Here is a 26,217-nt window from a genome sequence, read left to right on the forward strand (position 1 = left end):
GAATAGAAAAAGATGTAAGACAGCAGTGAGGACACCTGTATGAAGGTGTCCCTTTCACATTACATAGCTGTTGGTAGAGGGGGTTTGTATGAGCAAGAAGCAGAAACAACAAAAGAAAAAGACTCACGTTCCTTTTCGGTTAAACGTGCTGTTTTTCTGCGTGTTTTTAATGTTCTCCGCGGTTATTGTAAGGCTAGGATATGTACAAATTGTTCGCGGTGAGGAATATAAGAATGAAGTGGAGAGGAAAGAGAACTCGACGATAAGTAATCCTGTGCCACGTGGGAAAATATTTGACCGTTATGGGCGAGCTGTAGTAGATAATGCAGCTGTACGTACGATTACATTTACAAAAATGAAAGGGTCAACTGCAGAGGCTCGCTTAGAAACAGCGAAAAAGCTGGCAGATTTGATTGAAGTACCGACAGATAAATTAACAGATCGTGATAAAAAAGATTATTGGCTTGCTATTCATAAAGAGGAAGCGAAAGAAAAAATTACGAATAAAGATCGTCAAGAGTTTAAAGATAAAAAAATTGACGATAAAGAATTAGATGAGCGTCAACGAAATCGCGTGACAGAAGAAGAAGTGAATCAATTATCCGCAAAAGATTTAGAAATACTAGCGATTAAAAGCAAAATGGACGGCGGATATGCGATGACGCCACAAGTCATTAAAAAGGATGCTACAGAAGAAGAATATGCGATTATTAGTGAAAATCTAGCAGCATTACCGGGTGTAGATACGAATGTTGATTGGGATCGGAAATATGTTTATGATGATTTATTCCGAAGTGTACTTGGCGGGGTGTCAACGTCTGATGAAGGTTTACCGAGAGAAAGACTAGATTACTATCTTGTTCGTGATTATAATCGAAATGAACGAGTAGGAAAAAGTTATCTTGAACAGCAATATGAAGATAGCCTACATGGTACGAAAGCGGAAGTGAAAAATATTACAGATAAAAATGGTAATATTTTAGAAACGATTAATGTATCAAAAGGGCAAAGTGGTAATGATCTGAATTTAACAATTGATATGGAATTACAAAAGCGTGTAGAAGAAATTATCACTAAAAGTTTATTGAAATATAAAGGTGGGCAACCACTTTTAGATCGTGCATTCGTTGTAATGATGAATCCGAAAAATGGTGAAGTTTTATCTATGGCAGGGAAACAGTTAGTGAATGAAAATGGTGAAACGAAAGTACAAGATTTCGCATTAGGAACAATGACAAGTTCTTATCCGATGGGATCGACTGTAAAAGGCGCTACAATACTTACTGGATATCAAACAGGCGCTATTCAACCAGGTTCGGTTCAACTTGATGAACCAATTGTATTAAAAGGACCGCTAAAAAAATCGTCTTGGAAGACGATGGGATATATTAATGACCTTACAGCGTTAAAAATGTCTTCAAACGTTTATATGTTTAAAACAGCGATGAATATTGCTGGTGTTCCTTATGTACGAGGCGGTACGTTAGATATAAAACAAAAATCATATGATACGATGCGTTACTATTTCGGTCAATTTGGACTTGGTGTAAAAACTGGCATTGATTTACCGAATGAAACGGCTGGACAAAGAGGTAGAACAGATCATATGCCAGGTTTCTTATTGGATTTATCAATTGGACAGTATGATACGTATACACCACTTCAATTAGCACAATATGTTTCAACAATTGCAAATGGTGGTTACCGTATGCAGCCGCAAGTTGTAAAAGAAATTCGTCAACCGGCAGTGAAACAAGATGAAGTTGGAAAAGTGGTTCATTCAATGGAACCGAAAGTACTAAACCGTGTAGATATGCCTGAATCACAAATTAAACGTGTTCAAGAAGGATTTAGACAAGTATTTAACGATACTGGTGGTACAGCTACGAAATACTTTACAGGTGCACCATATAAAGCTGCTGGTAAAACAGGTACAGCTCAAACTGTGTATGGCGGAGATAAAGAGATTGGTAGAAATGCAAAAGGTGAGCGCAAAGAGACATATAACTTAACGTTAGTAGGTTATGCGCCATTTGAAGACCCTGAAGTAGCATTTTCTGTTGTTGTACCTTGGGTAGATGATAAATCAGGTATTAATGGATATATTAGCCGTGACATTATGGACGCGTACTTTGATTTGAAAAAGGTAGAAAATGGCGAAGCTACAAAAGATGAAATAGATAAGAAAAATAAAGAGCAAGATGATGAATAAAAAAGTTGTAAAAAAAGCACACTATCTGAAAAGATAGTGTGCTTTTTTTTATGGTTCATGCATACGTTTTAATAAAGTGGACAAGCATATCATATCGGGAAATTAAGGGACCTTGCAAATGATACGTATGCATTTCCCTATGGAGGATAAGGATTTTATGGACCAATCATTAGTGAAGATGAATGGTGGCTACGGATTAGAATTTCACCTAATGTTGATTCTTGTGGAACTTTACAAAACTTTTACAAACAATTAAAACCGAATTAATAGTTTAGCAGTATTCTTATATCTGTAATCCTGTTATTTCCGGTTACTTCTAGGAGGAAGAACACGTGAAATGGATAAGTGCATCGATTAAAGTTTTCATATTGTCGACATGTTTCTTTTATGTTGGCACGTCTACTGCATTTGCTGTGAATGAAATGGGAGAAGTGAGAGTTGATGGATCCTCAACAGTTTTTCCTATTATAGAAGCGGTAGCGGAGGAATATACAAAGGTGCATCCAAACGTGAAAATTTCCATCAGTGTTTCTGGAACAGGAGGAGGATTTAATCGTTTCAGTAAAGGAGAAGTAGATATAAATAATGCTTCGAGAGCAATGAAACAAGTGGAAGAAAATGAGATGAAAAAAAACTCCATTCAGTTTACACCGTTTGAAGTCGCTTACGATGGCCTTACGATCGTTGTGAGTCGCCAAAATACTTGGGTAGACAATATGACGGTAGACGAGTTACGTCTATTATGGAGTGAAGATGGAAGCGAAAAGCGATGGTCACAAATTCATTCATCATGGCCACGTGAACAGGTGAAGTTTTATGCGCCAGGTGTAGACTCTGGTACGTATGATTATTTTCAAAATGTCATCTTACAAAATAGTCGCATTGTAAAAAAAGTCTCTTTGTCTGAAGATGATCAAGTTATTATGCAAGGGGTAATGAATGATAAAAATGCCATTGCTTTTGTAGGATATGCTTATTATATGGCCAATCGAGATAAGGTGAGAGCAATAAAAGTGAATGGTGTACTTCCGACGAAAGATACCATTCAATCAGGTAAGTATAAGCCATTATCTAGGCCGTTATTTGCTTATGTAAATGATGCATCTATCCGAAATAAAATGAATGTAGCAAATTATATTGAGTTTATGATTCAGCATGTAGGTAATCTTGCTGAAGAGGTTGGATATGTAAAATTACCAAAAGAAAAATACAATGAACAGCTGCGGATGTTAACAGAAATAAAAAGGTAATGTCAGGGTGGAAAGGGGTTTTCATCTTTGGCTCATAATGACAAAAGTCAAATTACATTTTCTGTACAACATTTGATTGAAAGAAATACAAAACAAAGAAAAAAAACGCAGCGAATCAATCGAATCGTTCCATTATTACTAAAAATAATTGCTAGCGTGTCTATTGTAACGACACTTGGAATTATTTTCACATTGGCAAATGAAACATTGATGTTTTTTCAAAAAATACCATTACACTCCTTTTTGACGGGAAAAGAATGGTTACCTTTTTTTGAAGATCCTAAATTCGGTATATTACCACTTATATGTGGAACGTTCCTTGTAACAGCAATTGCCATGTTCGTAGCAATTCCTATCGGTTTAGCGTGTGCTGTATTTTTAAGCGAATATGCTTCAAACGGTGCAAGGAAAGTATTAAAACCGATGTTAGAACTATTAGCAGGTATTCCGACAATTGTATATGGTTTTTTTGCATTAACAGTTGTCACACCACTTTTACAACGGATTATACCAGATTTACAGTTTTTTAATGCGATTAGTCCAGGTATTGTTATTGGCTTTATGATGATACCTACAATTGCATCTCTATCTGAAGACGCGATGAGAGCTGTAGCGAAAGGAACGAAAGAAGCTTCGTTAGCACTTGGAGCAACTCGGTTTGAGATGGTAAAACAAGTCGTGTTTCCTTCGGCTTTTACAGGGATTATGGCAGCGATCATATTAGCTGTTTCCAGGGCAATTGGTGAAACGATGATCGTTGTAATTGCAGCGGGATCTACACCGAATGTATCGCTCGATCCGACACACTCTATTCAAACGCTAACAGCCTATATTGTGCAAGTGAGTTTAGGTGATGCTCCGCACGGAACAATTACGTATTACAGCATGTATGCTGTAGGCGCAACTTTATTCTTATTTACTTTTATCATGAACATCATTTCGCAGTCTATTATGCGCCGCTTTAGGAGGGTGACATAATATGCGAATGTTGAATCATAAAAAAATACAAGAGAATATGGCATCACGCTTTTTAAAAGACCGAGTTTACAAATTGTTATTTTATATAGCAATTTTGTTTTCAATAGTAATACTGCTTATTTTACTTTTTCAAATTTTTGAAAAAGGTATAAGTTACCTTTCGTTAGATTTCTTTACAAACTTCGCTTCGCGTAATCCGAAAGAAGCTGGGATTGCTGCAGCTTTGTCAGGAACAATATTATTTATGAGTATTGTTATACCAGTCTCTTTTATATTTGGAGTTGGAACTGCTCTTTATTTGGAGCAATATGCGAAGGAATCTATATTTAAAAAGGTAATAGAAATTAATAATCAAACGTTAGCAGGAGTACCTTCCGTTGTATTTGGATTACTCGGCTTAACTATTTTTGTATATGCTCTTCATTTAGGTGAGAGTATTATTGCGGCGGCACTGACGATGAGTTTACTCGTTTTACCGACAGTTGTTGTAGCGAGTCAAGAAGCGATACGATCTGTACCAAGTTCATTATTAGAAGCCTCTTACGGATTAGGTGCTACGAAGTGGCAAACGATGTATCAAATTGTATTGCCATCTGCTTTCCCAGGAATTATAACGGGTTGTACGTTAGCGATATCAAGGGCGATTGGAGAAGCGGCACCGCTATTAGTTATCGGGGCACTTGCATTTGCAAATTATGTTCCATTTAGTATGTTTGATAGATTTACAGTTTTACCAATTCAAATTTTTAATTGGATGAGTAGACCGCAAGAAGAATTTCAGTATGTAGCAGCTGCTGGGATGATTGTTTTGTTAGGTTTATTACTCTTTATCAATATATTTGTCTTATGGTTACGAAATCGAAAATAAGTTGGAAATGGATGAAAGGGGAATTCAAATGGTAGCAACAGTAGTAAATGTACAGGTGAAAAACGAGGAGAAAATCGAGACTGCACCAAAGAAAGTAGTATTTGATACGAAAAACTTAAATTTATGGTACGGAGAAGACCATGCTTTAAAAGATATTAACTTAAGCATTCATGAGAATGAAGTTACAGCAATTATCGGGCCAAGTGGTTGTGGTAAATCAACGTACTTAAAAACATTAAATCGTATGGTAGAGTTAGTACCAATCGTGCGAACTACAGGTGTAATTGAATACAGAGAGCGCAATATATTTGAAAAATCATACCCAGTTGAAGAATTAAGAACTCATGTGGGAATGGTGTTCCAAAAGCCAAACCCATTTCCGAAATCTATTTATGAAAATGTAGCATATGGCCCGAAAATTCATGGTATTCGTGATAAAAAAACATTGGATGAAATTGTTGAAAAAAGTTTACGTGGAGCAGCGATTTGGGATGAGTTAAAAGATCGTTTGCATGATAATGCATACGGTTTATCTGGTGGACAGCAACAGCGTCTATGTATCGCACGTTGTTTAGCAATTGAACCAGACGTTATTTTAATGGATGAGCCAACATCGGCACTAGATCCAATTTCAACATTAAAAGTAGAAGAATTAATTCAAGAGTTAAAGAAAGACTTTAGTATTGTGATCGTAACGCATAACATGCAACAAGCGGCACGTATTTCAGATAAAACTGCTTTCTTCTTAAGTGGAGAAGTTGTGGAGTATACAGATACAAATAAATTATTTACGACACCTTCAGATAAGCGTACAGAAGATTATATTACAGGCCGATTCGGTTGATATCGTTGCAAGGATAAGAGTAAATACCCTCTTAACAGAGGGTATTTCTTATTTTTACCTCATTTAATTAGAGAAGTAATACTTCTCCTATCTTAAGGCTTATTACAAGTAGGCTAGGTAGGAGATCTATATATAATGGCACATAATATTGAGGGGGAAGAAACGATGGTAAGAGAACAGTTTCAATGTGATTTAAAAATGTTACAGCAAAAGGTGATTGAGCTTGGAGAGCTAGCGAGGGAAGCTTTATTGCTTGCTATGGAAGGTCTTCATAAAAGGGATGTAGAGAAAGCGTTAGAGGTAATAGATGGTGATTATCGTATGGATAATTTAGAAGAGGAAATAAATGACCTTGCGCTTATGCTTATTACGAAGCAGCAACCTGTAGCAAGTGATTTAAGAAGGATTTTCATTTCAATTAAAACAGCGACAGATTTAGAGCGTATTGCAGATCATGCTGTTAATATTGCGAAATCAACAATTCGTCTCGGGGAAAAAGAGGTGGTTGTGAGTTTGCACAATCTTGATGAAATGTTTGCAATTGCAAATAAGATGCTACAGTTAGCGCTAGAAGCATATGAGCAAGAAAATTTAACTTTTGCGAAACAAATTGCCGAAATGGATGATTCAGTTGATGAAATATATGGGAAAGCGATTCGTGAATTTATATCTTCAGTTCCAGAACAACCAGAAGCAATTACACAAATTACACAATTATCCTTTGTGGCGAGATATATCGAGCGTGTAGCAGATCATATTACAAATATTGCTGAAAATATTTTTTATTTAGTAAAAGGAAAGCATTACTTATTAAATGAATAAAGAAAAAGGCAGGTGAAACATCACCTGCTTTTTTTAGTCAAAACATGACAAAAAAAGCTCGTTGTTTCCTTTAGTTTATGATGATAAGATGTATCATAATATAATGGAAAAAATAGGACATATATGTTGTTCACTTATTAAGGGATATTTTACTAAGTTAATGGTAAGCGCTTTCTTTTGTGGTGTTGAAAAGGTACATGTATATAGACAGTTTTACCGCCTGTAAAAGCCCGAGTGGTCAGGGCTAATAATCAGTGGGAGATGCACAAAATCCCTACTAATTAAAGTTTCATTTTATACTGCTAGTTAATGCGGGGTAGATAATATACATATCGTATATGAAGTTACTGATCATTATATAAGTGGAGGCTGAAGTATATGAAGGGGGTTATTTTAGCTGGAGGAAAAGGACGACGCCTTAGACCATTAACATGTAATACTCCAAAGCCGATGTTACCATTATTAGAAAAGCCAGTTTTGGAATACAATATTGAATTATTACGTCAGCATGGTATTCGTGAAATTGCAATTACTGTTCAGTATATGAGTACAGCCATTAAACAATATTTTGGTGACGGTAGCAAATGGGGAGTTAACTTGTACTACTTTGAAGATTCTCCCCCGCTTGGAACCGCAGGGAGTATTAAACAAGCGGAAACATTTTTAGATGAAACGTTTGTTGTGATAAGCGGGGATGCGTTAACTGATTTTCAATTATCAGAAGGAATTATGTTTCATGAACAAAAGAAAAGAATGGTAACTATGTTTGTAAAGGAAGTAGAAAACCCACTCTCATTCGGTTTAGTTGTAATGAACAAAGAACAAGAGGTTACACGATATATAGAAAAACCTAGCTGGAATGAAGTAGTCTCTAATATTGTGAATACAGGTATATATATTATGGAGCCAGAAATTTTTTCTTACATACCGCCCCGAGAGTTTTTTGATTTCAGTCAAGATGTGTTTCCGCTATTGGCAAATAAGAACGCGTTATTTGCATATTTGTCAGAAGGTTATTGGTTAGATATCGGTACATTTGATCAATATCGACAAGCACAATTTGATTTGTTAACGAAAAAATTGCAAGTACCTATTCCTTACACGGAAGTATTGCCGATGGTATGGATGGGGGAAGGTGTGACGATTGGAAAAGGAACGAAAATTCACGGTCCTTCTTTTATTGGAGAAGGAGCAAAGATTGGTGCTGGAGCTGTAATTGAGCCATACTCTATTATCGGGAAAAATAGTGTGGTTTCAAGTTATTCTCATCTTCAAAAAAGTATTGTTTTTGCAAATGCGCACATTGGTCAGTATTGCGAGCTATTAGAAACGACCATAGGAGAGCATACAATGGTGGAAGATGACGTTACACTGTTTCAAAAAAGCATTGTAGCGGATCATTGTCATATAGGGAAAAGTACGGTAATTAAGCAAAAGGGAAAACTATGGCCATATAAGGCGATTGACAGCTATTCAGTAGTAGGATCGGCTGGTGTTCAAGAAAGTGAAAAGAGTGCAGGATGGTTGCAAAAAAGCCGCATTGTAGGAAGAGGTAATGTTGAAATCACTCCTCAATTTATTGTGAAGGTTGCGATGGCGTATGGATCTCTTTTTGCCAAAGGAGAAAGTATATTAATTGGGAGTCAAGAACATATAGAAACGACTTCTTATAAAAATCTCTTTCTTCATGCGATTCATGGTATCGGGATTCATACGATGGAATGCAAAGAAATAAATGAGTCACTTTTTCAGTATAGCATTCAGGATTTACAATGTGCAGGTGGGGTTTTCATTCAAGTGGAAAACGAAAAAGAGGTTGTTATAAAGTTATATGGTAAGGAGGGGGTACAATTAACGTATAAGCAGCAAAAAGCGATAGAACAAGTATATATGTCTGAGTCGTTTTATTACGTATGTGAGAAAGAAATGGGGCGGAATAAGCTAGTCCACGTTTCTTTACATGATTATATAGAGGCTGTATTAGAGCGCGTTGATATTGAGAAAATACAAAAACAAAAGTTTCATCTTCTTATTAATAAGAGGAATGATATGTTACAACATTTACTGATGCTCTTTTTACAAAGGCTCGGATGCACAGTTACATGGATTTATGCGGGCGAACAAAAGGATCATGTGAAAGCTTTGATGAAATCAAGCAAAGCAAATATGGCACTTATGTTTTCAGAGCAAGGAAATTATTTCGAGTTATATGATAATCATAGTAATATTTACCAAGGAACAGATTTTGAAGAGGTAGATATTCCAGATTTATTACTTGAATCAGCAGGAAATATTTACCCGATGTCTTTGAAATTAGGAGAATGTTACCTTCTATTTTATACGCAGGATGAAAAAAAGTCGTTTCAAGCGAGATGGAAGCGAGATATTTTATATCGAATTGGAAAATTATTCGAGTTAATAGCATTGCAGGGGAAAACATTTCTCAGCATAGTAGAGCAATCACCGCCGCTTTATCTACTTTGTGATGAAGTTGTATGTTCATGGAATGAAAAAGGAAAAGTAATGAGGAAATTATTGGCTGATATGGAAAGAAAGGAAGAAGGTATATTTGAAGGAGTACAGTTCAAATATACCGAAAAAGAGTGGTCTTATATCGTTTCTGACACAAAACAACCGAAATTTTTAGTGTATTCGCATGCCAGAAACCCAGTAATAGCAAGGGAAAACATGAAAAATCTTATAGAAAAAATTAGACAATATCAAAAGGTGTAGAATTTTTATTTTAAAAGTGGTATTATAGTATAGTCTGATTTAAGTTATTAGTACTGGAGGGAATAAGAATGCGTGTGAATATTACTCTAGCATGTACAGAATGCGGAGATCGTAACTATATCTCAAAGAAAAACAAACGTAACAACGCTGAGCGTATCGAGCTTAAAAAGTATTGCAAGCGTGACAAGAAGTCTACGTTACACCGTGAAACAAAGTAAGCAGTAGGAATATTTTCCTACTGTTTCTTTTTTTATTCGATTCCTCTGTTAAAAGTGATACACTATCATCGTAGAGCAAAGTATCACTGTGAGGGGGAAAGTGTGTGAGAGAAGAGAAAGTACGTTTACGTAAACAAATAATAGAGCACATGAATTCTTTATCAGAAGAACGGTATACAACTTTATCAGAGCAAATTGCATTTTCGTTGTATGCGCAAAAAGAGTGGGCTGAAGCTAAAACAGTTGGAATCACTCTCTCAATGGAAAATGAAGTGAATACATATGCTATTATCGAAAAAGCTTGGGAAGAAGGAAAGAAAGTTGTTGTTCCAAAGTGTAATAAAGAAACACGAACGATGTCTTTCCGGCAAATTAGTAATTTTGATCAATTAGAAATAGTGTATATGAATTTACGTGAACCAATTCCAGCGCGTACGGAAGAAGTGAATGCAGATGACATTGATCTTCAAATCGTGCCAGGTGTAGCTTATACAGAGCGAGGAGAACGGATTGGATATGGCGGTGGGTATTATGATCGTTATCTCTTGCATTATAAAGGGAAAACGCTATCATTAGCTTATAGTTTTCAAATAGTAGAACATATTCCAGTAGAGCCGTTTGATAAAAACGTAGAAAAAATTATTACAGAAAAAGGAACAATGGTTAAAAATGGGCTTGTATAGACAAATAAAAATTGACGAGACTTTTTCTTCTTGATTATAATAAAATATGTGAACGTTTTCTTATTATAATTTTTTATAGTAAGTGAGCATAGAGGGTGATAAAATGGTATCTATTTATGATATTCAGCAATTGCTAAAGAAATTTGGTACGATTATTTATACGGGTGATCGAATTGCAGATTTACAATTAATGCAAGATGAATTGCGTGAATTAAATCAATCACAGTTAATCGATCCACAAGACTATCAAACAGCTTTATTTTTATTGAAGCAAGAAATTCAAAAAGAGCTAAATAAGAATTAGATAAAGGTAGGTAAGCAACATGGAAGAGAAATGGTTAGTTGGGGTTGACCTTGGTGGTACAACAATTAAATTAGCATTTATTAATGTGTACGGTGAAATTTTACATAAGTGGGAAATCCCTACGAATACAAATGAGCAAGGAAAACATATTACGCTTGATGTAGCGAAAGCTATTGATAAAAAGTTAGAAGAGTTAGGTGAATTGAAAAGCAAGTTAATCGGTATTGGTATGGGAGCTCCTGGTCCTGTACACGTGGCGTCTGGAATGATTTATGAAGCGGTCAATTTAGGATGGAAAAACTATCCGTTAAAAGATTTATTAGAAGTAGAAACAGGATTACCTGTTGTTATTGATAATGATGCAAACTTAGCAGCGCTTGGTGAAATGTGGAAAGGTGCTGGTGAAGGAGCAAAAGATTTAATCTGTATGACACTTGGCACTGGTGTTGGTGGTGGTGTAATCGCCAATGGTGAGATTGTACACGGCGTAAGCGGAGCTGCTGGTGAGATTGGACATATTACAGTAGTTACAGAGAATGCTTTCCCATGTAATTGCGGGAAGTCTGGTTGCTTAGAAACTGTAGCATCTGCAACGGGTATTGTGCGTGTTGCTATGCAAAAAATACAAGAGACTAATAAAGAGAGTGTTCTACGTTCTATGTTAGCAGAAGAAGGGCGTATTACATCAAAAGATGTGTTTGAAGCACTTGGACAAGGTGACGAGCTAGCAGGCGAAGTAGTAGAAAAAGTAGCTTCTTATTTAGGGTTAGCTGTAGCGAACCTTGCTAGTACGTTGAACCCAGAGAAAATTGTTATTGGCGGGGGCGTGTCTAAAGCTGGAGATGCACTATTAGAGCCAATTCAACGTTATTTCGAGCAATATGCTTTCTCACGTGCTGTAAAGAGCACAAAGTTAGCGATTGCAATACTTGGTAATGATGCAGGTGTTATCGGAGGAGCTTGGCTTGTAAAAAAGCACAAATACGAAGCGAAGATGGTATAAGTTGTGAAATATGAAAAGAGGAAGGGGAAACCCTTCCTCTTTTTGTGTGAAATCTTGATGAAGAATAACATGTAAATGAATTAAGCTGCTGGTGGGTACCCGTTATATAGAACAGTCATGATCGTAAACCATCCGAAAACGAGTACAGTTGCAATTGCAAAGCCGCCCGCGAATAAGTTTTTTTCGCGAAGAGTTCTAAGCGTAGCGAATACAGCTAACAGAGTGACTAGCGCAAAAATAATAACAAGGCCCATACAATATCCTCCTCTGTCTACCCATTCCTCAATATGAGTTTTTAGAATATTAACTCTTTTATATTGTACATGTTTTAAAAATGATTGTCGAGATAGCATCCTTTCTTTTCCTAAGAGAAAAAAATGTTGTATCATTGAAAGTAAGTTTAATAATTGGAGGAGATTTTCATATGAAATGGATACAAATGCCGTTAGGCCCATTACAAACGAATGCTTATATTTTAACGAATGATCAAAATGAGTGTATTATCTTTGATCCTGGTCACGAAGGAGAGAAGCTCGTTACATATTTACAAGAAGAACAATTAAAGCCACTTGCTGTTTTATTAACACATGCTCATTTTGATCATATTGGTGCTGTTGACGCGGTAAGAGACGCTTTTCATATTCCTGTGTACGTACATAAAGAAGAAGCAGATTGGTTAGGCGATGCAACTGTAAATGGCTCTCAAATTTTTATGATGAATCGCAGTATTACAGCAAAACCAGCAGATCATATTATTAATGCAGAAGGTGCATTAGCAATTGGTTCATTTAATTTTGAGATTTTTGAGACGCCAGGACATTCTCCAGGCAGTATTTCTTATTATTGTAAAGAGGCGAATGCTGTATTTTCTGGTGATGTATTGTTCCAAATGAGCATCGGAAGAACAGATTTACCCGGTGGAAGTTTTGCTGAATTGATTGGAAGTATTGAAGAAAAATTATTTGTATTACCAGATGAAACAGCGGTGCTATGTGGACATGGTCCAGAAACAAGCATTGGTTTTGAAAAAGAAAATAATCCATTTTTACAGTAAGGAGCTAGTATGGAGATGGAGCTCATTTTAAAAGAATGGATGGAGAAAGAGAAGGATTATTCAATTTCATATAGTACGTATATGAACCTCGTATTGTACACAGAGGGACATGGCTATTATATGAAGGAACGTGAAAAAATTGGAAGACAAGGGGATTTTTTTACGAGTAGCAACGTATCCTCTGTTTTTGCAAAAACATTTGCTAAGTTTTTTATTCGTCTTGTTGAAAATGGTGAAGTTGCTCCGAATATTTGTGAGATTGGTGGGGGAACAGGAAGGTTTGCCTATGATGTTTTACAAGAGTGGAAGCAAGTATCTCCAAAAACCTTTATTGATTTAAACTATTCAATGATTGAAATGAGCCCTTTTCATAGAAACTTACAGCAGAAAAATCTTTGTTCGTTTTCTAATGTGTCGTATTATACGTCGCATAGTGAAATGGGAGAATCATTCGAAGGGATTCTTTTTTCGAATGAGTTATTTGATGCATTTCCTGTTGAAGTAATTGAGAAGAGAAATGGAATATTGTATGAAGTACGCATTACGTACACAGAGGAAGGGAAACTCGCAGAAGTATGTAGACCGCTACAGAAAAATATTGGTCGATACTTATTGAAATATAATATTCATCTTGCTGAAGGTCAGCGTTTTGAAGTGCCACTTGCGATGGAAGAATATATAGTAGAAATTGCGAAATGGTTTCAACGAGGTGTATGTATTACCGTTGATTATGGATACACAAAAGAAGAATGGATGCAGCCTGCACATCAAGAAGGAAGTTTACGAGGATATTACGAGCATAAGTTAATCCGTAATCCTTTAGAGCATCCAGGTGAAATGGATCTTACTACTCATATTCATTGGGACGAACTGAAAGAGATGTTTAGCCTGCAAGGCATGAATATAGTATGGCATAAGAAGCAATCTGAGTTTTTGTTAGCAGCAGGAATATTAGATCAGCTTACGGGTCACCAAGATCGAAATCCTTTTTCTGAAACTCAAAAACAAAATCGTGCAGTTCGTTCTATGATTTTGAGCGGAGGATTAGGGAGTGCATTTGATGTTGTGATACATAAGAAACATATGCAACAGTTACACTTGGATCAGTATTTGAAAATATAAAAAAACAAGACACAGCATATTTCTGTGTCTTGTTTTTTAATACGACTTTTTAATTATGTAGCATCATATATTTCCTCTCATGATATATATTTATATTAAAGATATGAGATAAAAAATATAAAATACGCCCTTTTTCTCTGTTTATGAGCTCTTAACCTAATAATACGCGAACGAGTTGAATAATTGTCTCGTTTTCTACTTTGTAATAAATTTCCAATCCTTTTCTTTCACTTGAAACGATTTTAGCACTTTTTAATTTTGCTAAATGCTGTGAAATTGTAGATTGTGGCATGTTTAAGCCAGTGTACATTGTTGAAACGTTGCTTGGACCACGTTCAATTAATCCTTTTACAATACATAAGCGAACAGGATGAGCAAGTACTTTCAATAATTCTGCATTGCTTTCATATAGTTCTATTTCTTTTTGAAAGGTTTCTAACATGTTCTTTTCCACCTCCGTGTGAGCTGTTATACCATACTATACATACCAAAAAATTAAAGAAAAGGAAACAGTTGTTGCAGAAAAAAAGTCCTAAAGTAAAGAAATTGTAAGAAAAGAGACCCTGATGTAAATAAAGTAGATAAATTTGCATGGTTTTGTAAAATGACATTTTTGGACGAAAATTTCGATGCGTTTTAAAAATTGAAAGATATAGATATATTTGTAACACAATTTTATCATGATTTTCTTATTCTTTCAAATGAATATACAAAATTTTTAAAATAATAAGAAAAAGGAATTATAATGTTATATATAGAATATAAAACAGGTTAAAAGAAAGGAAGCTGAATATAGTCAGCTTCTTTATGGTGATAACAAAATATTTGAGTATAGCTGATAAATTTTAGAATTACCAAGACATTAGTTATATATTCTAGAGTTCATCTTTTATCAGCTTTAAAAATCTGCGGTTCCATATGTTCTCATAAAAATCAATTGTCTCTTTTGCGGACATAAATGGATTATTTAACGTAGAGGTTGCTTTCTGTACCATGAAGTTTTCGTATTCTAGTCCATGGGAAAATTTAATCGTAGCATCCATACAGTACTCTGTTTTGGCACCACAAAATTCAATACGGTGTACAGATAATTGTTCTAAAATCTCTTTCAAGTTTGTTTTATAAAATGAATTGGCATGTGTTTTTCTTACAAAAAAATCTTGTTCCTGAACATCTAGATCAGCATGAATAGCCCAAAGTTCTTTTTCGGGTACTAAATCATCGTCACAATGTTGAATAAAAATGATTGGTTTATTTGATTTTCTGTATGAAGAAATTCTTTTATTTACTTTTGTAAGTAAATTTTGTAAATCGAATAAATGCTCTTCGCTATAACATACTCCATTTTGTAAATCGATAACGATTAAAACATCTGCACAAGTATCCATTATTTTTGCCCCCTTTTTTACTTCTTAATATATCAATTAATTCATTATTTAGAAATAGATGGTGCTCTTTTGTTTTTTTATGGACTATACGAAAAGTAAAAAATATACTTAACGGTATAAAAAAGAAGATATGAAAACTTAATTTCATATCTTCTGTTCGTTCTATGCATTTACAGGTTCTTCTACATAAGAAAGGGCATTTTCAAAATCGGATATTAAATCGTCAACATTTTCAAGGCCGACGGATAACCGAAGTAATGAATTAGAAATCCCTCTTTCATCACGAGCTTCTTGCGACAGTGCTGCATGTGACATTTTAGCTGGGTAGGAAAGAATCGATTCGACAGCTCCTAAACTAACTGCAAAGACAGGTAATTTTACTTTTGATAAAAATTGGCGGAGTGCGTCTTCTGATTGTAAAGTGAAAGATAGGACAGCTCCGGCTGATGTAGCTTGAGATTGTTGAATATCAAATCCAAGATGTGTTTGTAAGCCAGGATAATAGACATTTTTAACTTTAGCGTGCTCTTGTAAATAATGTGCAATTTTATTGGCGTTTGCAGCTGAATGCTCAAGACGTACATGCAATGTTTTTAGACCGCGAAGTACGAGAGAACAATCTTGAGGACCTAAAATAGCGCCGAATGCATTTTGTAAAAATCCAAGTTTTTGAGCGAGTTCGGCATCTTTTACAACCGCTAATCCGGCAGTAACATCACTATGACCGGCAATGAATTTTGTAGCACTATGAAGAACGACATCGGCGCCAAGATCAAGTGGTTTCTGGAATAGTGGTGTCAAAAATGTATTATCAACAAAAGTAAGGGCGTCAATAGATTTTGCAAGTTTAGAAACAGCACGAATATCTGTCACTTTTAAAAGTGGATTAGAGGGTGTTTCCACATAAAAGAGTTTTGTGTTTGGCTTAATGTTTTGCTTTATTTCTTCTACATTTGTCATATCAACAAATGTATGTGACACACCGTAACGGGAGAGCACTTCAGTTATAATTCGGTAAGTTCCTCCGTATACGTCTTCTGAAATGAGTACGTGATCGCCTTGTGAAAGAAGGAGGAATGCAGTAGAAATCGCTGCAATTCCTGATGCGAAGGCAAATCCCTTTGTTCCTCCTTCTAATAAAGCAATGATATCTTCAAGAGCTTCACGAGTTGGATTACCAGAGCGACTATAGTCATATTTTCCGAACGTATCTACATCAAACTGGTGGAATGTTGATGTATTATAGATGGGAACGTTAACAGCTCCTGTTTGCGAGTCATGTTTATATTGGTTGTGCAGTAAGAGTGTATCTATAGAATAACTCATATTCTTACACCTTCTTTTACAAGTTTAATGGCTTGCTTTAAGTCTTGGATTAAATCGTTACTATTTTCAATGCCAACGGAAAATCGCAGAAGACGATTACATACACCGTTTGCTGTTCTGATTTCTTCAGGAATATCAGCGTGTGTTTGCGTTGCTGGATACGTCATTAAACTTTCAACACCACCAAGACTTTCAGCAAATGTAATTAAGGATAAAGATTGTAAGAATGGATTAATCCATGTTTCATCTTTCAGACGAAATGAGATCATGCCGCCTCTTCCAGGATAAAATACATCTGTCACCCCGTCTTCATCATTTAAATAAGCAACAACTGCTTTTGCATTTTCTTCATGTTGTCTCATGCGAAGCGCTAACGTTTTCATACCACGAATTAATAGCCATGAGTCAAATGGACTTAAGACCGCACCAGAGGCATTATGATAATGAGCGATTTCCTCACAAAGTTCCTTTCCTTTTGCAATGACAAGTCCGCTTAGGACATCGTTATGTCCCCCTAAATATTTCGTTGCGCTATGAAGTACAATGTCGGCACCTTCTGTTAATGGCTGCTGTATATAAGGCGTATAGAATGTGTTGTCTACAATAAGAAGTAGTCCGTGTCTTTTCGCTACAGTTGCGACAGCGGCAATATCAGTAACTTGCATTAACGGATTAGTTGGAGTTTCTATGAAAATAGCTTTCGTTTCAGTTGTGATAGCTTGCTCAATTTGTTTAATAGATTGTGTATTTACGTATCTACATCGAACATTCCACTTTTTTTCGTGCTCAGAAAATAATCGATAAGTGCCCCCGTATAAATCTTCAGATACAATAAGTTCGTCTCCGGAACGGAATAGGGAAAGGACGAGGAGAACAGCTGCCATCCCTGAACTACAGGCATAACCTTGTTCACCGTACTCTAAATCTGCGATTGCCTGCTCTAAAAGACCGCGAGTTGGATTGCCAGTTCGTGAATAGTCAAAGCCAGTAGAGTTACCAATTCCTTCGTGACGATAAGCAGTTGAAAAATAAACAGGTGGGTTAACAGTTCCTGTTGTAGTTTCGCTCCGGTTTCCGATTTGTGCTAGTTTTGTTTCAATAGTTGACATGTGAAAATTCCTCCTTTTTAAATTAACAATTAAGTGAATGTAAAATAAAAAAAGCCTTCTAAAGAAGAAGGCTTTCGGTTTGAATAGAGTCTTCTTCTCATCTGTCAAATCTTTCACAATTTGCTGGAATTAGCACCTTATTAACAAATGTTAATGGTTGCTGAGGCGTCAAAGGGCCAGTCCCTCTACCTCTCTAGATAAGAATGTTCGTATGAAATTTTATTATGTTTTTAACTTTACAACAAAAGATAATTGAATTGCAACTTTATTTTAAATAATTTTTATTTTTCCGCAAGTGTCATTGACTTTTGCATTTGTGCATGCTAAATTTATTAAAAAATTAACAAACATTGTTAAAAGGGGAACGTATTTCCTTTTAGCTACATAAATAAAATAATAAAGACAAACTCTTATTGAGAGCGGTGGAGGGAAAGGCCCTGTGAAACCCGGCAACCTTTAAACGAAATGTTTGAAACGGTGCTAATACCTGCAAAACGAATGTTTTGCATAATAAGAGGAGGAACAATTATGTCCCCCTCTTCAAAGTGAAGAGGGGGTTTTTTATATTGATAGAAATGAGGGAGATTTGTGAAATTACTAGATTTATTATCAAAAGGAATTGTAATAGGTGATGGTGCGGTTGGGACGTTATTACATTCACATGGTTTGCAAAGTAGTTTTGAAGAATTGAATATATCTGATCCAGATTTAATTATATCGATTCATAAACAATATGTAGCTGCTGGGGCAGATGTGATTCAAACAAATACGTACGGAGCAAATGAAGCGAAATTACGTATGTATGGCTTAGAGAATCAAGTTGTTCAAATTAATAAAGCGGCAGTGAAGATTGCGAAAGCATCTGTTACAGATAGAAATGCAATTTTAGGGACAATTGGTGGTATGAAACATATCGGAGCTGTTACGACAACTGATATGGAGCGAGAATTTATGTTACTGGAACAGGCAAGTGCATTACTAGAAGAACAGGTTGATGGACTGCTATTAGAGACTTTCTATGATGAGTTTGAATTACTTCATGCTGTTCAGGTGTTACGAAAACAAACGAATATTCCAATTGTAGCTCAATTAGCGTTACATGAGGCAGGTACGACTCAAAATGGAAATGATGTAAATGAAATATTAAAACAGCTTTTAGATTACGGTGCAAATGTCGTTGGATTGAACTGTCAACTAGGGCCACTTCATATGACGGAAGCTTTTAAAATGATATCGATTCCTCAAAATGGCTACTTGTCAGCATATCCAAATGCAGGTCTCCCGAATTATGTGGAGGGACGCTACGTATATGAGGGAAGTCCGGCTTATTTCGAAGCGATGACACCGAAATTTATTGAGCAAGGTATCCGGTTATTGGGTGGTTGTTGTGGCACTACTCCAGAACATATTGAAAGTATGAAACGTGCTACTCTAAATATTACGCCTGTAATAGAAAAGGATACGATTCAAAGACCGAAAGTAGTTCATACACATGAAAAACGTTCGAAAGCTCATGTCACTTTAGCAGAGAAAGCAAAAAAACAAACGACAGTAGTAGTGGAATTAGATCCACCGAAAACGTTAGATACGCAGCGATTTTTTGAAGGAGCAAGAGCATTGAAAAGAGCTGGTGCAGATGCTATTACTCTAGCAGATAATTCATTAGCATCGCCTCGCATCTCGAATATGGCAATGGGGGCATTATTAACGAAGCACGATATTCCGGTATTAACGCACTTAACGTGTAGAGACCATAACGTCATCGGACTACAATCTCATTTACTAGGCCTATCAGCATTAGGTATGGAAGAAGTGTTAGCTTTAACTGGGGATCCAGCACGCGTTGGTGATTTTCCAGGTGCCACTTCTGTATATGATTTGTCCTCTATTGAGCTCATTAAAATGATTAAAGAAATGAACGACGGGCGCTCGATTTTAGGGAAATCAATTGGTCCAGCAACAAGGTTTTCAGTGGGAGGTGCGTTTAATCCGCATGTAAGACATTTAAAAGCAGCGGTTAAGCGAATGGAACGGAAAATAGATGCTGGAGCGGAATATTTCTTAACTCAGCCAATTTATGATATTGCGTTAATTGAAGAAGTGTATGAAGCGACAAAGCATTTGGAACAACCTATTTTTATTGGGATTATGCCATTAATAAGTAAAAGGAATGCAGATTTCCTTCATTTTGAGGTACCGGGTATTACACTACCTGAAGAAATAAGGGAGAGAATGGATGGACATGAAACGAAAGAGGCAGCAATTGAGGAAGGAATTCTCATTTCACAAGAATTAATCGATGCGGCGATGAAGTATTTTAACGGCATTTATCTTATTACACCATTTCTAAAATATGAAATTACAGAACATCTTGTTAAATATGTGAGAGAAAAGCAAGAAGTGAAAGAAGGTATTAACTGATGAAATGTATAGAAGAAAAATTACAAAATAACATCTTAATATTAGATGGTGCAATGGGAACAATGATCCAGCAAGAGGACTTAACTGCGGAAGATTTCGGAGGAGAAGAGTACGAAGGCTGTAATGAATATTTAGTAGAAACAAGGCCTGATGTCATTTTAAAGATTCATAAAGCTTATATTGAAGCTGGAGCGGATATTATTGAAACAAATACATTTGGGGCGACGAATATTGTATTAAGTGATTATGAGTTGTCTCATTTAGATGAGGAATTAAATGAGAAGGCAGCACGTTTAGCGAAGCAAGCGGTCAAAGAAAGCGGGAAGGAAGTATATGTTGCGGGAGCAATGGGACCAACAACGAAAGCGATTAGCGTTACAGGTGGTGTGACGTTTGAAGAATTAATTGAAGCCTATACACGGCAGGCTAGAGGCTTATTGAATGGCGACGTAGATGTATTACTCGTTGAGACGAGTCAAGATATGCGTAACGTGAAGGCTGCTTATATTGGAATTCAAGCAGCTTTTGATGAGCTAAATAAAATTGTACCTATTATGATTTCGGGAACGATCGAACCGATGGGAACGACTCTGGCTGGGCAAACAATTGAGGCTTTTTACTTATCAGTAGAACATATGAAGCCATTATCTGTTGGATTAAACTGTGCGACTGGTCCAGAGTTTATGAGAGACCATATTCGTTCACTATCTGATTTGTCGGAGTGTTACATTTCTTGTTATCCAAATGCAGGTCTTCCTGATGAAGATGGACATTATCATGAATCTCCATCTTCTCTCGCTGAAAAAGTGAAGCGATTTGCTGAAGAAGGATGGGTTAATATTATCGGTGGTTGTTGTGGCACAACACCAGAACATATAAAAGCAATGAAATCCGCGTTAGCTTCTCATAAGCCGCGTGAACACCACGAAAGAGCTGGACACGGGGTTAGTGGATTAGAGGCACTTCAATATGATGACTCTATGAGACCATTATTTGTTGGTGAAAGAACAAACGTTATTGGGTCACGTAAATTTAAACGATTAGTAGCAGAAGGGAAATTTGAAGAGGCTGCTGAAGTCGCAAGAGCGCAAGTGAAGAAAAATGCTCATATTATTGATATTTGTATGGCAGATCCTGATCGCGATGAAATAGAAGATATGGAAAACTTCTTGGCAGAAGTTACGAAAGTGTTAAAAGTACCGATTATGATTGATTCAACAGATGAAAATGTGATGGAGCGAGCTCTTACTTATATTCAAGGAAAAGCTGTTATTAACTCAATTAATTTAGAAGATGGAGAAGAACGATTTAAAAAAGTGACGCCGCTTCTTCAGAAATATGGTGCTGCTATTGTTGTAGGAACAATTGATGAAGATGGTATGGCGGTTAGTGCAGAACGAAAACTCGAAATCGCGAAAAGAAGTTATGAGTTATTGACGACGAAATATGGTATACGCCCGTCAGATATTATTTTTGATGCACTTGTATTTCCTGTAGGTACAGGTGATGAAGAATATATTGGTTCAGCGGCAGCGACGATAGAAGGAATTCGCCTTATTAAAGAAGCCTTACCAGAGTGTTTAACGATTTTAGGTGTAAGTAACATATCTTTTGGTTTACCACCAGCTGGCCGAGAAGTATTAAATTCCGTCTTTTTATATCACGCAACGAAAGCAGGATTAGATTACGCGATTGTGAATACGGAAAAATTAGAACGGTATGCGTCAATTCCAGAGGAAGAAAAACGTCTTGCTGATGCACTACTTTTTGAAACGACGCAAGAGACGTTAGAAGAATTTACAAATTTTTATCGCGCGGCAAAAAAGAAAGATGTCGTTACCCAAGAAAGATTAACTCTTGATGAAAGGCTGGCAAATTACATTGTAGAAGGTACGAAACAAGGGCTACAAGAAGATTTAAGTCTCGCACTTACAGAAGGGAGAAAACCTTTGGATATTATTAATGGCCCACTTATGACAGGAATGGATGAGGTGGGACGATTATTTAATAATAATGAGCTTATCGTTGCCGAAGTATTGCAAAGTGCTGAAAGTATGAAAGCTGCCGTAAGCTATTTAGAGCCACATATGGAATCTAGCGAGAGTGCGAAAAAGGGGAAAGTATTATTAGCAACTGTTAAAGGTGACGTACATGATATTGGGAAAAACCTCGTTGAAATTATTTTATCGAATAACGGATATGAGATTATTAATTTAGGAATCAATGTTCGTTCGGATCGAATTGTTCAAGAAGTACAAGAAAAGAAGCCTGACATTATTGGTCTTTCTGGTTTATTAGTAAAATCAGCGCAACAAATGGTAACGACTGCTGAAGATTTAAAAGCTGCAAATATTGATGTTCCAATCGTTGTAGGCGGGGCAGCGTTAACGAGAAAATTTACAGAAAATCGTATTTCACCATCATATAAAGGGCTCGTATGTTATGCGAGTGATGCGATGACTGGTCTTGATATTATTAATAAGCTTCAAAAAGAAGAAGAGCGTGAGAAGATGAAACAAGATAAAAAAGAGCGTCATCTTCATATCGTAAAAAAAGAGGAGAAGAAAGTAGAAATTCCAGCAGTAATTGAGCCATTAGCGAAGGCAGAGGTTATGATACCTGATTCAACAAAACGAATTGTATTACGTGATATCCCAGCCCTCCATCTCGCTCCATTTTTAAATAGACAAATGCTACTTGGACATCACCTTGGATTAAAAGGAAATGTGAAGAAGCTTTTGCGAGAGGGAGATAAGAGAGCACACGAATTAAATGATTTAATAGATGAATTATTGCAGGAAGGACAATCTTGGTTAAAACCGAAAGCGGTGTATCAATTTTTCCCAGCGCAAAGTGACGGACAAAACATTGTAATATATGATCCAGAAGATCATACGCGTGTTATAGAGCGTTTCACATTCCCAAGACAAGGAAAAGCACCATATCGTACTTTAGGTGATTATTTACGACCAGTTGGAGATGAGATGGACTATGTTGCTTTCCTATCTGTTACGGTTGGGGAAGGCGTTCGGGACATTGCTGAAGAGTGGAAGGCGAAGGGGGATTATTTACGCAGTCATGCCATTCAATCGTTAGCGCTTGAACTAGCAGAAGGTCTTGCTGAAAAAACACATATGCTCATTCGTGATCGCTGGGGTATTCCAGATTCACCAGAACTGACGATGGAAGAACGTTTCCGTACGAAATATAGAGGGATACGAGTATCTTTCGGTTATCCAGCATGTCCAGAACTTGCAGATCAAGAAAAGTTATTTCGCCTTATTCATCCAGAAGAAATAGGTATTTCATTAACAGAAGGATTTATGATGGAGCCAGAAGCATCTGTGACGGCTATGGTATTTTCTCACCCTGAGGCAAGATATTTTAGTGTATTATAGTGTAGAAGGGGGAGACGTATGAAGAAAATAGTCTTTACAGGTGGTGGTTCGGCAGGGCATGTAACACCTAATTTAGCCATCATTCCACATTTACAAGAACGGAATTGGGATATTTCTTATATTGGTTCTCATCAAGGAATTGAGAAAACGATTATAGAACAGGAAGGCATTCCGTACTATAGTATTGCAAGTGGAAAGCTACGTCGTTATTTTGATTTAAAAAATATAAAAGATCCTTTTCTTGTAATGAAGGGTGTTATGGATGCGTATGTAAGGATTCGAAAACTAAAACCGGATGTGATTTTTTCAAAAGGTGGTTTCGTATCTGTACCAGTCGTAATTGGAGGCTGGCTAAATAGAGTCCCTGTTTTATTACATGAATCTGATATGACGCCAGGACTAGCAAACAAAATTGCGCTCCGTTTTGCTTCGAAAATATTTGTTACATTTGAAGAAGCTGCGAAACATTTACCGAAAGAAAAAGTAATCTATACAGGATCTCCTGTACGTGAAGAAGTGCTAAAGGGAAATCGTGAAAAAGGTTTAGCGTTTTTAGGTTTTTTACGTAAAAAGCCAGTTATTACAATTATGGGAGGAAGTTTGGGCGCAAAGAAAATTAATGAAACGGTTCGAGAAGCGTTACCAGAACTTTTGAAAAAATATCAAATTGTTCATCTTTGCGGAAAAGGTAATCTTGATGAAAGCTTACAAAATAAAGAAGGATATAAACAATTTGAATATATACATGGAGAACTGCCAGACATATTAGCGATAACAGATTTTGTTATTTCACGTGCGGGCTCTAATGCCATTTTTGAGTTTTTAACATTGCAAAAGCCGATGGTTTTAATTCCGCTATCGAAATTTGCAAGTCGTGGAGATCAAATACTAAATGCAGAGTCTTTTGAAAGACAAGGATATGCTTCCGTATTGTATGAAGAAGATGTGACTGTGAAATCACTTATAAAGCATGTCGAAGAATTAAATCAAAATAATGAGATGTATAAAACAGCACTAAAAAAATATAATGGAAAAGAAGCAATTCAAACAATCGTTCAACATATTTCAGAGGCATGATGAAACAATCATGTCTTTTTTAGTAGGATGAAAGATTCCAAGGATTGATATTTTTATGTTACAATAACAAATGGATTAGTAGGGAAATTCCAATTAATGAAGCGTGAAAATACGAATGGATTAGGAGTGACTGTGTTGGAGCTAAGTCTCTATGAAAATACTGCACTTATTATATGCTTTGTGTTGTACGTTGGTAGTGTTATTGTTTATATTTCAAGGAAATTTTCGCAAGAAAGAGAGCTTGAAAAATCAGAAATAACAGCTGAACTAGAAATGTTAGCTGATGAAAGTTATAAAAAGAAGAAAATAAAAGAAGAGCATGAAGAATCCCATCATTTAAACGCAAATAAGTTTTAAAGATGGGGATTTTTTTTTTGAAGTCGTTCTTTAGTTCTTTATTATGTTTATAGCAAGTAACGCTAAAAGGAGTTTCCCGTACATAATGAAGGAGTGTATATAAATGAATTTTTATGTCGCCTCAGGATTCCAAAATAAACATCTTGTACGTTCTATAGCAAATGAACTGAAACATGCAGGATGGCACCATACATATGATTGGACAAGAAACGAAAGAGCAGTGAATCAAGATCAATTAAGAGAAATTGGTCAGGCAGAAAAGAATGCTATTAAAGAAGCGGATGTCTTTTTACTTATATTAGATGGCGGAAACGGGAGCCATACAGAGTTTGGAATGGCGATTGCGCTAGAGAAAAAGATATATGTATATCATGAAAGAAACCCGCTTCAAACAACGTTCTATCATTTGCCAGAAATAAATATTTTTGAAGGAGATGCAACTGAATTTGCATCTTATGTTATGAATCATGTGAAATAATAATAACGACCTAAAAGGTTATAAAGGTGATCTTTTGGGAACAGTGATGATAAGAAACGTATATAAAGGAGTATATAATATGAAATTAGAAAATGGATGGGAAACGAGCTTTTTAGAAGTTGTACAAAATAGTGAATTTAAGAAAGGGGCCGTTCTTAGTCAATTGCTTTGTGAGGACAGTGAAGAAGTAGAAGAGCTTGTGGATGATTACGGATATGAAGAGATTATTGAACGCGAACATGATGATGAATTAGCAGAAGTTTTAGGTGAAGAACTTTTCGATGAGATGGAACGACACGTATTCTTATCTTCACAGCCAGAAGAAAAACTTATTTCATTCGTAAATGGATTAGGTTTTCATGTGTTAGATTGGATCGTTCTTCTTGAAACAGAATTTGGCATTGATAGTGTACACTTTACGTCGGACGCCGTGAAAATGTTAGAAAAGCGCTTTAGACAATTTCCATACATAGAGGATAAGACGATATTTGATATGACATTTGGAGAAGCAATGGATGTATTAGAATCCATTACAGGATTACAACTGAAGGAAAAGATGAACGTATAATGTA

The 26,217-nt window shown here is 36.1% G+C and carries 24 protein-coding genes and 2 riboswitches; of the genes, 19 read left to right on the forward strand and 5 right to left on the reverse strand.

The features are described 5' to 3' along the window. Positions 1-88 precede the first annotated feature (88 nt). The 11 genes from DN392_RS04545 to glcK all read left to right on the forward strand — a co-directional run bounded on the left by DN392_RS04545 (position 89) and on the right by glcK (position 11,915). Positions 89-2,212 (forward strand): peptidoglycan D,D-transpeptidase FtsI family protein, encoded by a 2,124-nt coding sequence (locus DN392_RS04545; RefSeq protein ID WP_048565715.1) that lies wholly within the window; start codon positions 89-91, stop codon positions 2,210-2,212. 332 nt (positions 2,213-2,544) lie between these two features. Next, on the forward strand, positions 2,545-3,462 hold the full coding sequence (gene phoX, locus DN392_RS04550) for a phosphate ABC transporter substrate-binding protein PhoX (protein WP_000871256.1): 918 nt from the start codon (positions 2,545-2,547) through the stop codon (positions 3,460-3,462). Between the two features lie 27 nt (positions 3,463-3,489). Continuing rightward, positions 3,490-4,440 carry a phosphate ABC transporter permease subunit PstC gene (gene pstC / locus DN392_RS04555; protein ID WP_000940907.1) on the forward strand — a complete coding sequence of 317 codons (951 nt, stop codon included), beginning with the start codon at positions 3,490-3,492 and terminating at the stop codon, positions 4,438-4,440. 1 nt (position 4,441) lies between these two features. After that, on the forward strand, positions 4,442-5,308 hold the full coding sequence (gene pstA, locus DN392_RS04560) for a phosphate ABC transporter permease PstA (protein ID WP_001242549.1): 867 nt from the start codon (positions 4,442-4,444) through the stop codon (positions 5,306-5,308). A gap of 28 nt (positions 5,309-5,336) precedes the next feature. After that, positions 5,337-6,152: a phosphate ABC transporter ATP-binding protein gene (gene pstB, locus DN392_RS04565; RefSeq protein WP_000226689.1), complete on the forward strand. Its 816-nt coding sequence runs from the start codon at positions 5,337-5,339 to the stop codon at positions 6,150-6,152. 165 nt (positions 6,153-6,317) lie between these two features. Beyond that, positions 6,318-6,974, forward strand: a complete 657-nt coding sequence (gene phoU, locus DN392_RS04570; RefSeq protein WP_033658807.1) for a phosphate signaling complex protein PhoU — start codon at positions 6,318-6,320, stop codon at positions 6,972-6,974. Positions 6,975-7,352: 378 nt separating this feature from the next. Next, on the forward strand, positions 7,353-9,707 hold the full coding sequence (locus tag DN392_RS04575) for a sugar phosphate nucleotidyltransferase (RefSeq protein WP_048565714.1): 2,355 nt from the start codon (positions 7,353-7,355) through the stop codon (positions 9,705-9,707). Positions 9,708-9,775: 68 nt separating this feature from the next. Next, positions 9,776-9,925: a 50S ribosomal protein L33 gene (gene rpmG, locus DN392_RS04580; protein ID WP_001265616.1), complete on the forward strand. Its 150-nt coding sequence runs from the start codon at positions 9,776-9,778 to the stop codon at positions 9,923-9,925. A gap of 104 nt (positions 9,926-10,029) precedes the next feature. Beyond that, the gene (locus DN392_RS04585; protein ID WP_001206435.1) at positions 10,030-10,608 is read left to right on the forward strand and encodes a 5-formyltetrahydrofolate cyclo-ligase; all 579 of its coding nucleotides are present in this window, start codon (positions 10,030-10,032) and stop codon (positions 10,606-10,608) included. A 103-nt stretch (positions 10,609-10,711) separates the two neighbouring features. Beyond that, complete coding sequence (locus tag DN392_RS04590) at positions 10,712-10,912, forward strand: YqgQ family protein (protein WP_000253699.1); 201 nt, start codon at positions 10,712-10,714, stop codon at positions 10,910-10,912. A 19-nt stretch (positions 10,913-10,931) separates the two neighbouring features. After that, positions 10,932-11,915 carry a glucokinase gene (gene glcK, locus DN392_RS04595; protein ID WP_000391711.1) on the forward strand — a complete coding sequence of 328 codons (984 nt, stop codon included), beginning with the start codon at positions 10,932-10,934 and terminating at the stop codon, positions 11,913-11,915. An 80-nt stretch (positions 11,916-11,995) separates the two neighbouring features. Here glcK and DN392_RS04600 read toward each other — a convergent pair whose 3' ends face one another. Then, positions 11,996-12,169 carry a DUF2759 domain-containing protein gene (locus DN392_RS04600; protein ID WP_000524847.1) on the reverse strand — a complete coding sequence of 58 codons (174 nt, stop codon included), beginning with the start codon at positions 12,167-12,169 and terminating at the stop codon, positions 11,996-11,998. A 170-nt stretch (positions 12,170-12,339) separates the two neighbouring features. On the opposite strand from DN392_RS04600, the gene DN392_RS04605 reads away from it, so the two are divergent. Next, positions 12,340-12,969, forward strand: a complete 630-nt coding sequence (locus DN392_RS04605; protein WP_000871245.1) for an MBL fold metallo-hydrolase — start codon at positions 12,340-12,342, stop codon at positions 12,967-12,969. Between the two features lie 9 nt (positions 12,970-12,978). Continuing rightward, positions 12,979-14,091, forward strand: coding sequence for a class I SAM-dependent methyltransferase (locus tag DN392_RS04610; RefSeq protein ID WP_061672364.1), 1,113 nt, complete (start codon positions 12,979-12,981; stop codon positions 14,089-14,091). 151 nt (positions 14,092-14,242) lie between these two features. Here DN392_RS04610 and DN392_RS04615 read toward each other — a convergent pair whose 3' ends face one another. From DN392_RS04615 to metI, 4 genes are all read right to left on the reverse strand, one after another. Continuing rightward, positions 14,243-14,533: an ArsR/SmtB family transcription factor gene (locus DN392_RS04615; RefSeq protein ID WP_000894375.1), complete on the reverse strand. Its 291-nt coding sequence runs from the start codon at positions 14,531-14,533 to the stop codon at positions 14,243-14,245. Between the two features lie 433 nt (positions 14,534-14,966). Continuing rightward, positions 14,967-15,479 (reverse strand): cysteine hydrolase family protein, encoded by a 513-nt coding sequence (locus DN392_RS04620; RefSeq protein ID WP_088321530.1) that lies wholly within the window; start codon positions 15,477-15,479, stop codon positions 14,967-14,969. A 162-nt stretch (positions 15,480-15,641) separates the two neighbouring features. Further along, positions 15,642-16,805 carry a cystathionine beta-lyase gene (gene metC, locus DN392_RS04625; protein WP_000122285.1) on the reverse strand — a complete coding sequence of 388 codons (1,164 nt, stop codon included), beginning with the start codon at positions 16,803-16,805 and terminating at the stop codon, positions 15,642-15,644. Beyond that, complete coding sequence (metI, locus tag DN392_RS04630) at positions 16,802-17,914, reverse strand: cystathionine gamma-synthase/O-acetylhomoserine thiolyase (protein ID WP_088321529.1); 1,113 nt, start codon at positions 17,912-17,914, stop codon at positions 16,802-16,804. The genes metC and metI overlap by 4 nt, the downstream gene beginning before the upstream one ends. Positions 17,915-18,008: 94 nt before the next feature. Next, positions 18,009-18,118, reverse strand: a riboswitch (SAM riboswitch). 203 nt (positions 18,119-18,321) lie between these two features. Then, a riboswitch (SAM riboswitch) is annotated at positions 18,322-18,431 on the forward strand. A gap of 71 nt (positions 18,432-18,502) precedes the next feature. On the opposite strand from metI, the gene DN392_RS04635 reads away from it, so the two are divergent. The 6 genes from DN392_RS04635 to DN392_RS04660 all read left to right on the forward strand — a co-directional run bounded on the left by DN392_RS04635 (position 18,503) and on the right by DN392_RS04660 (position 26,213). After that, positions 18,503-20,335, forward strand: coding sequence for a bifunctional homocysteine S-methyltransferase/methylenetetrahydrofolate reductase (locus DN392_RS04635; RefSeq protein WP_064056480.1), 1,833 nt, complete (start codon positions 18,503-18,505; stop codon positions 20,333-20,335). Continuing rightward, positions 20,335-23,733 (forward strand): methionine synthase, encoded by a 3,399-nt coding sequence (gene metH / locus DN392_RS04640; RefSeq protein ID WP_088321528.1) that lies wholly within the window; start codon positions 20,335-20,337, stop codon positions 23,731-23,733. The genes DN392_RS04635 and metH overlap by 1 nt, the downstream gene beginning before the upstream one ends. A gap of 18 nt (positions 23,734-23,751) precedes the next feature. Next, complete coding sequence (murG, locus tag DN392_RS04645; RefSeq protein WP_000724756.1) at positions 23,752-24,810, forward strand: undecaprenyldiphospho-muramoylpentapeptide beta-N-acetylglucosaminyltransferase; 1,059 nt, start codon at positions 23,752-23,754, stop codon at positions 24,808-24,810. Between the two features lie 96 nt (positions 24,811-24,906). Continuing rightward, positions 24,907-25,167 (forward strand): DUF3966 domain-containing protein, encoded by a 261-nt coding sequence (locus DN392_RS04650; RefSeq protein ID WP_000817963.1) that lies wholly within the window; start codon positions 24,907-24,909, stop codon positions 25,165-25,167. 103 nt (positions 25,168-25,270) lie between these two features. Further along, the gene (locus DN392_RS04655; RefSeq protein WP_001012499.1) at positions 25,271-25,645 is read left to right on the forward strand and encodes a nucleoside 2-deoxyribosyltransferase; all 375 of its coding nucleotides are present in this window, start codon (positions 25,271-25,273) and stop codon (positions 25,643-25,645) included. 79 nt (positions 25,646-25,724) lie between these two features. Continuing rightward, a complete protein-coding gene (locus tag DN392_RS04660) occupies positions 25,725-26,213 on the forward strand; it encodes a hypothetical protein (RefSeq protein ID WP_000764276.1) in 489 nt (162 codons plus the stop codon). The last annotated feature ends 4 nt before the right edge of the window (positions 26,214-26,217 follow it).

Origin of the sequence: Bacillus sp. BB51/4 (genome assembly GCF_008368845.1) — a bacterium.
Taxonomy (GTDB): Bacteria; Bacillota; Bacilli; order Bacillales; family Bacillaceae_G; genus Bacillus_A; species Bacillus_A wiedmannii.

Coding starts and splice junctions, on each gene's coding strand:
- DN392_RS04545 (WP_048565715.1), top strand. CDS start 89: ATGAGCAAGAAGCAGAAACAACAAAAGAAAAAGACTCACGTTCCTTTT.
- pstA (WP_001242549.1), top strand. CDS start 4,442: ATGCGAATGTTGAATCATAAAAAAATACAAGAGAATATGGCATCACGC.
- pstB (WP_000226689.1), top strand. CDS start 5,337: ATGGTAGCAACAGTAGTAAATGTACAGGTGAAAAACGAGGAGAAAATC.
- phoU (WP_033658807.1), top strand. CDS start 6,318: ATGGTAAGAGAACAGTTTCAATGTGATTTAAAAATGTTACAGCAAAAG.
- DN392_RS04575 (WP_048565714.1), top strand. CDS start 7,353: ATGAAGGGGGTTATTTTAGCTGGAGGAAAAGGACGACGCCTTAGACCA.
- rpmG (WP_001265616.1), top strand. CDS start 9,776: ATGCGTGTGAATATTACTCTAGCATGTACAGAATGCGGAGATCGTAAC.
- DN392_RS04590 (WP_000253699.1), top strand. CDS start 10,712: ATGGTATCTATTTATGATATTCAGCAATTGCTAAAGAAATTTGGTACG.
- glcK (WP_000391711.1), top strand. CDS start 10,932: ATGGAAGAGAAATGGTTAGTTGGGGTTGACCTTGGTGGTACAACAATT.
- DN392_RS04600 (WP_000524847.1), bottom strand. CDS start 12,169: ATGGGCCTTGTTATTATTTTTGCGCTAGTCACTCTGTTAGCTGTATTC.
- DN392_RS04605 (WP_000871245.1), top strand. CDS start 12,340: ATGAAATGGATACAAATGCCGTTAGGCCCATTACAAACGAATGCTTAT.
- DN392_RS04610 (WP_061672364.1), top strand. CDS start 12,979: ATGGAGATGGAGCTCATTTTAAAAGAATGGATGGAGAAAGAGAAGGAT.
- DN392_RS04615 (WP_000894375.1), bottom strand. CDS start 14,533: ATGTTAGAAACCTTTCAAAAAGAAATAGAACTATATGAAAGCAATGCA.
- DN392_RS04620 (WP_088321530.1), bottom strand. CDS start 15,479: ATGGATACTTGTGCAGATGTTTTAATCGTTATCGATTTACAAAATGGA.
- metC (WP_000122285.1), bottom strand. CDS start 16,805: ATGAGTTATTCTATAGATACACTCTTACTGCACAACCAATATAAACAT.
- metI (WP_088321529.1), bottom strand. CDS start 17,914: ATGTCAACTATTGAAACAAAACTAGCACAAATCGGAAACCGGAGCGAA.
- metH (WP_088321528.1), top strand. CDS start 20,335: ATGAAATGTATAGAAGAAAAATTACAAAATAACATCTTAATATTAGAT.
- murG (WP_000724756.1), top strand. CDS start 23,752: ATGAAGAAAATAGTCTTTACAGGTGGTGGTTCGGCAGGGCATGTAACA.
- DN392_RS04650 (WP_000817963.1), top strand. CDS start 24,907: ATGAAGCGTGAAAATACGAATGGATTAGGAGTGACTGTGTTGGAGCTA.
- DN392_RS04655 (WP_001012499.1), top strand. CDS start 25,271: ATGAATTTTTATGTCGCCTCAGGATTCCAAAATAAACATCTTGTACGT.
- DN392_RS04660 (WP_000764276.1), top strand. CDS start 25,725: ATGAAATTAGAAAATGGATGGGAAACGAGCTTTTTAGAAGTTGTACAA.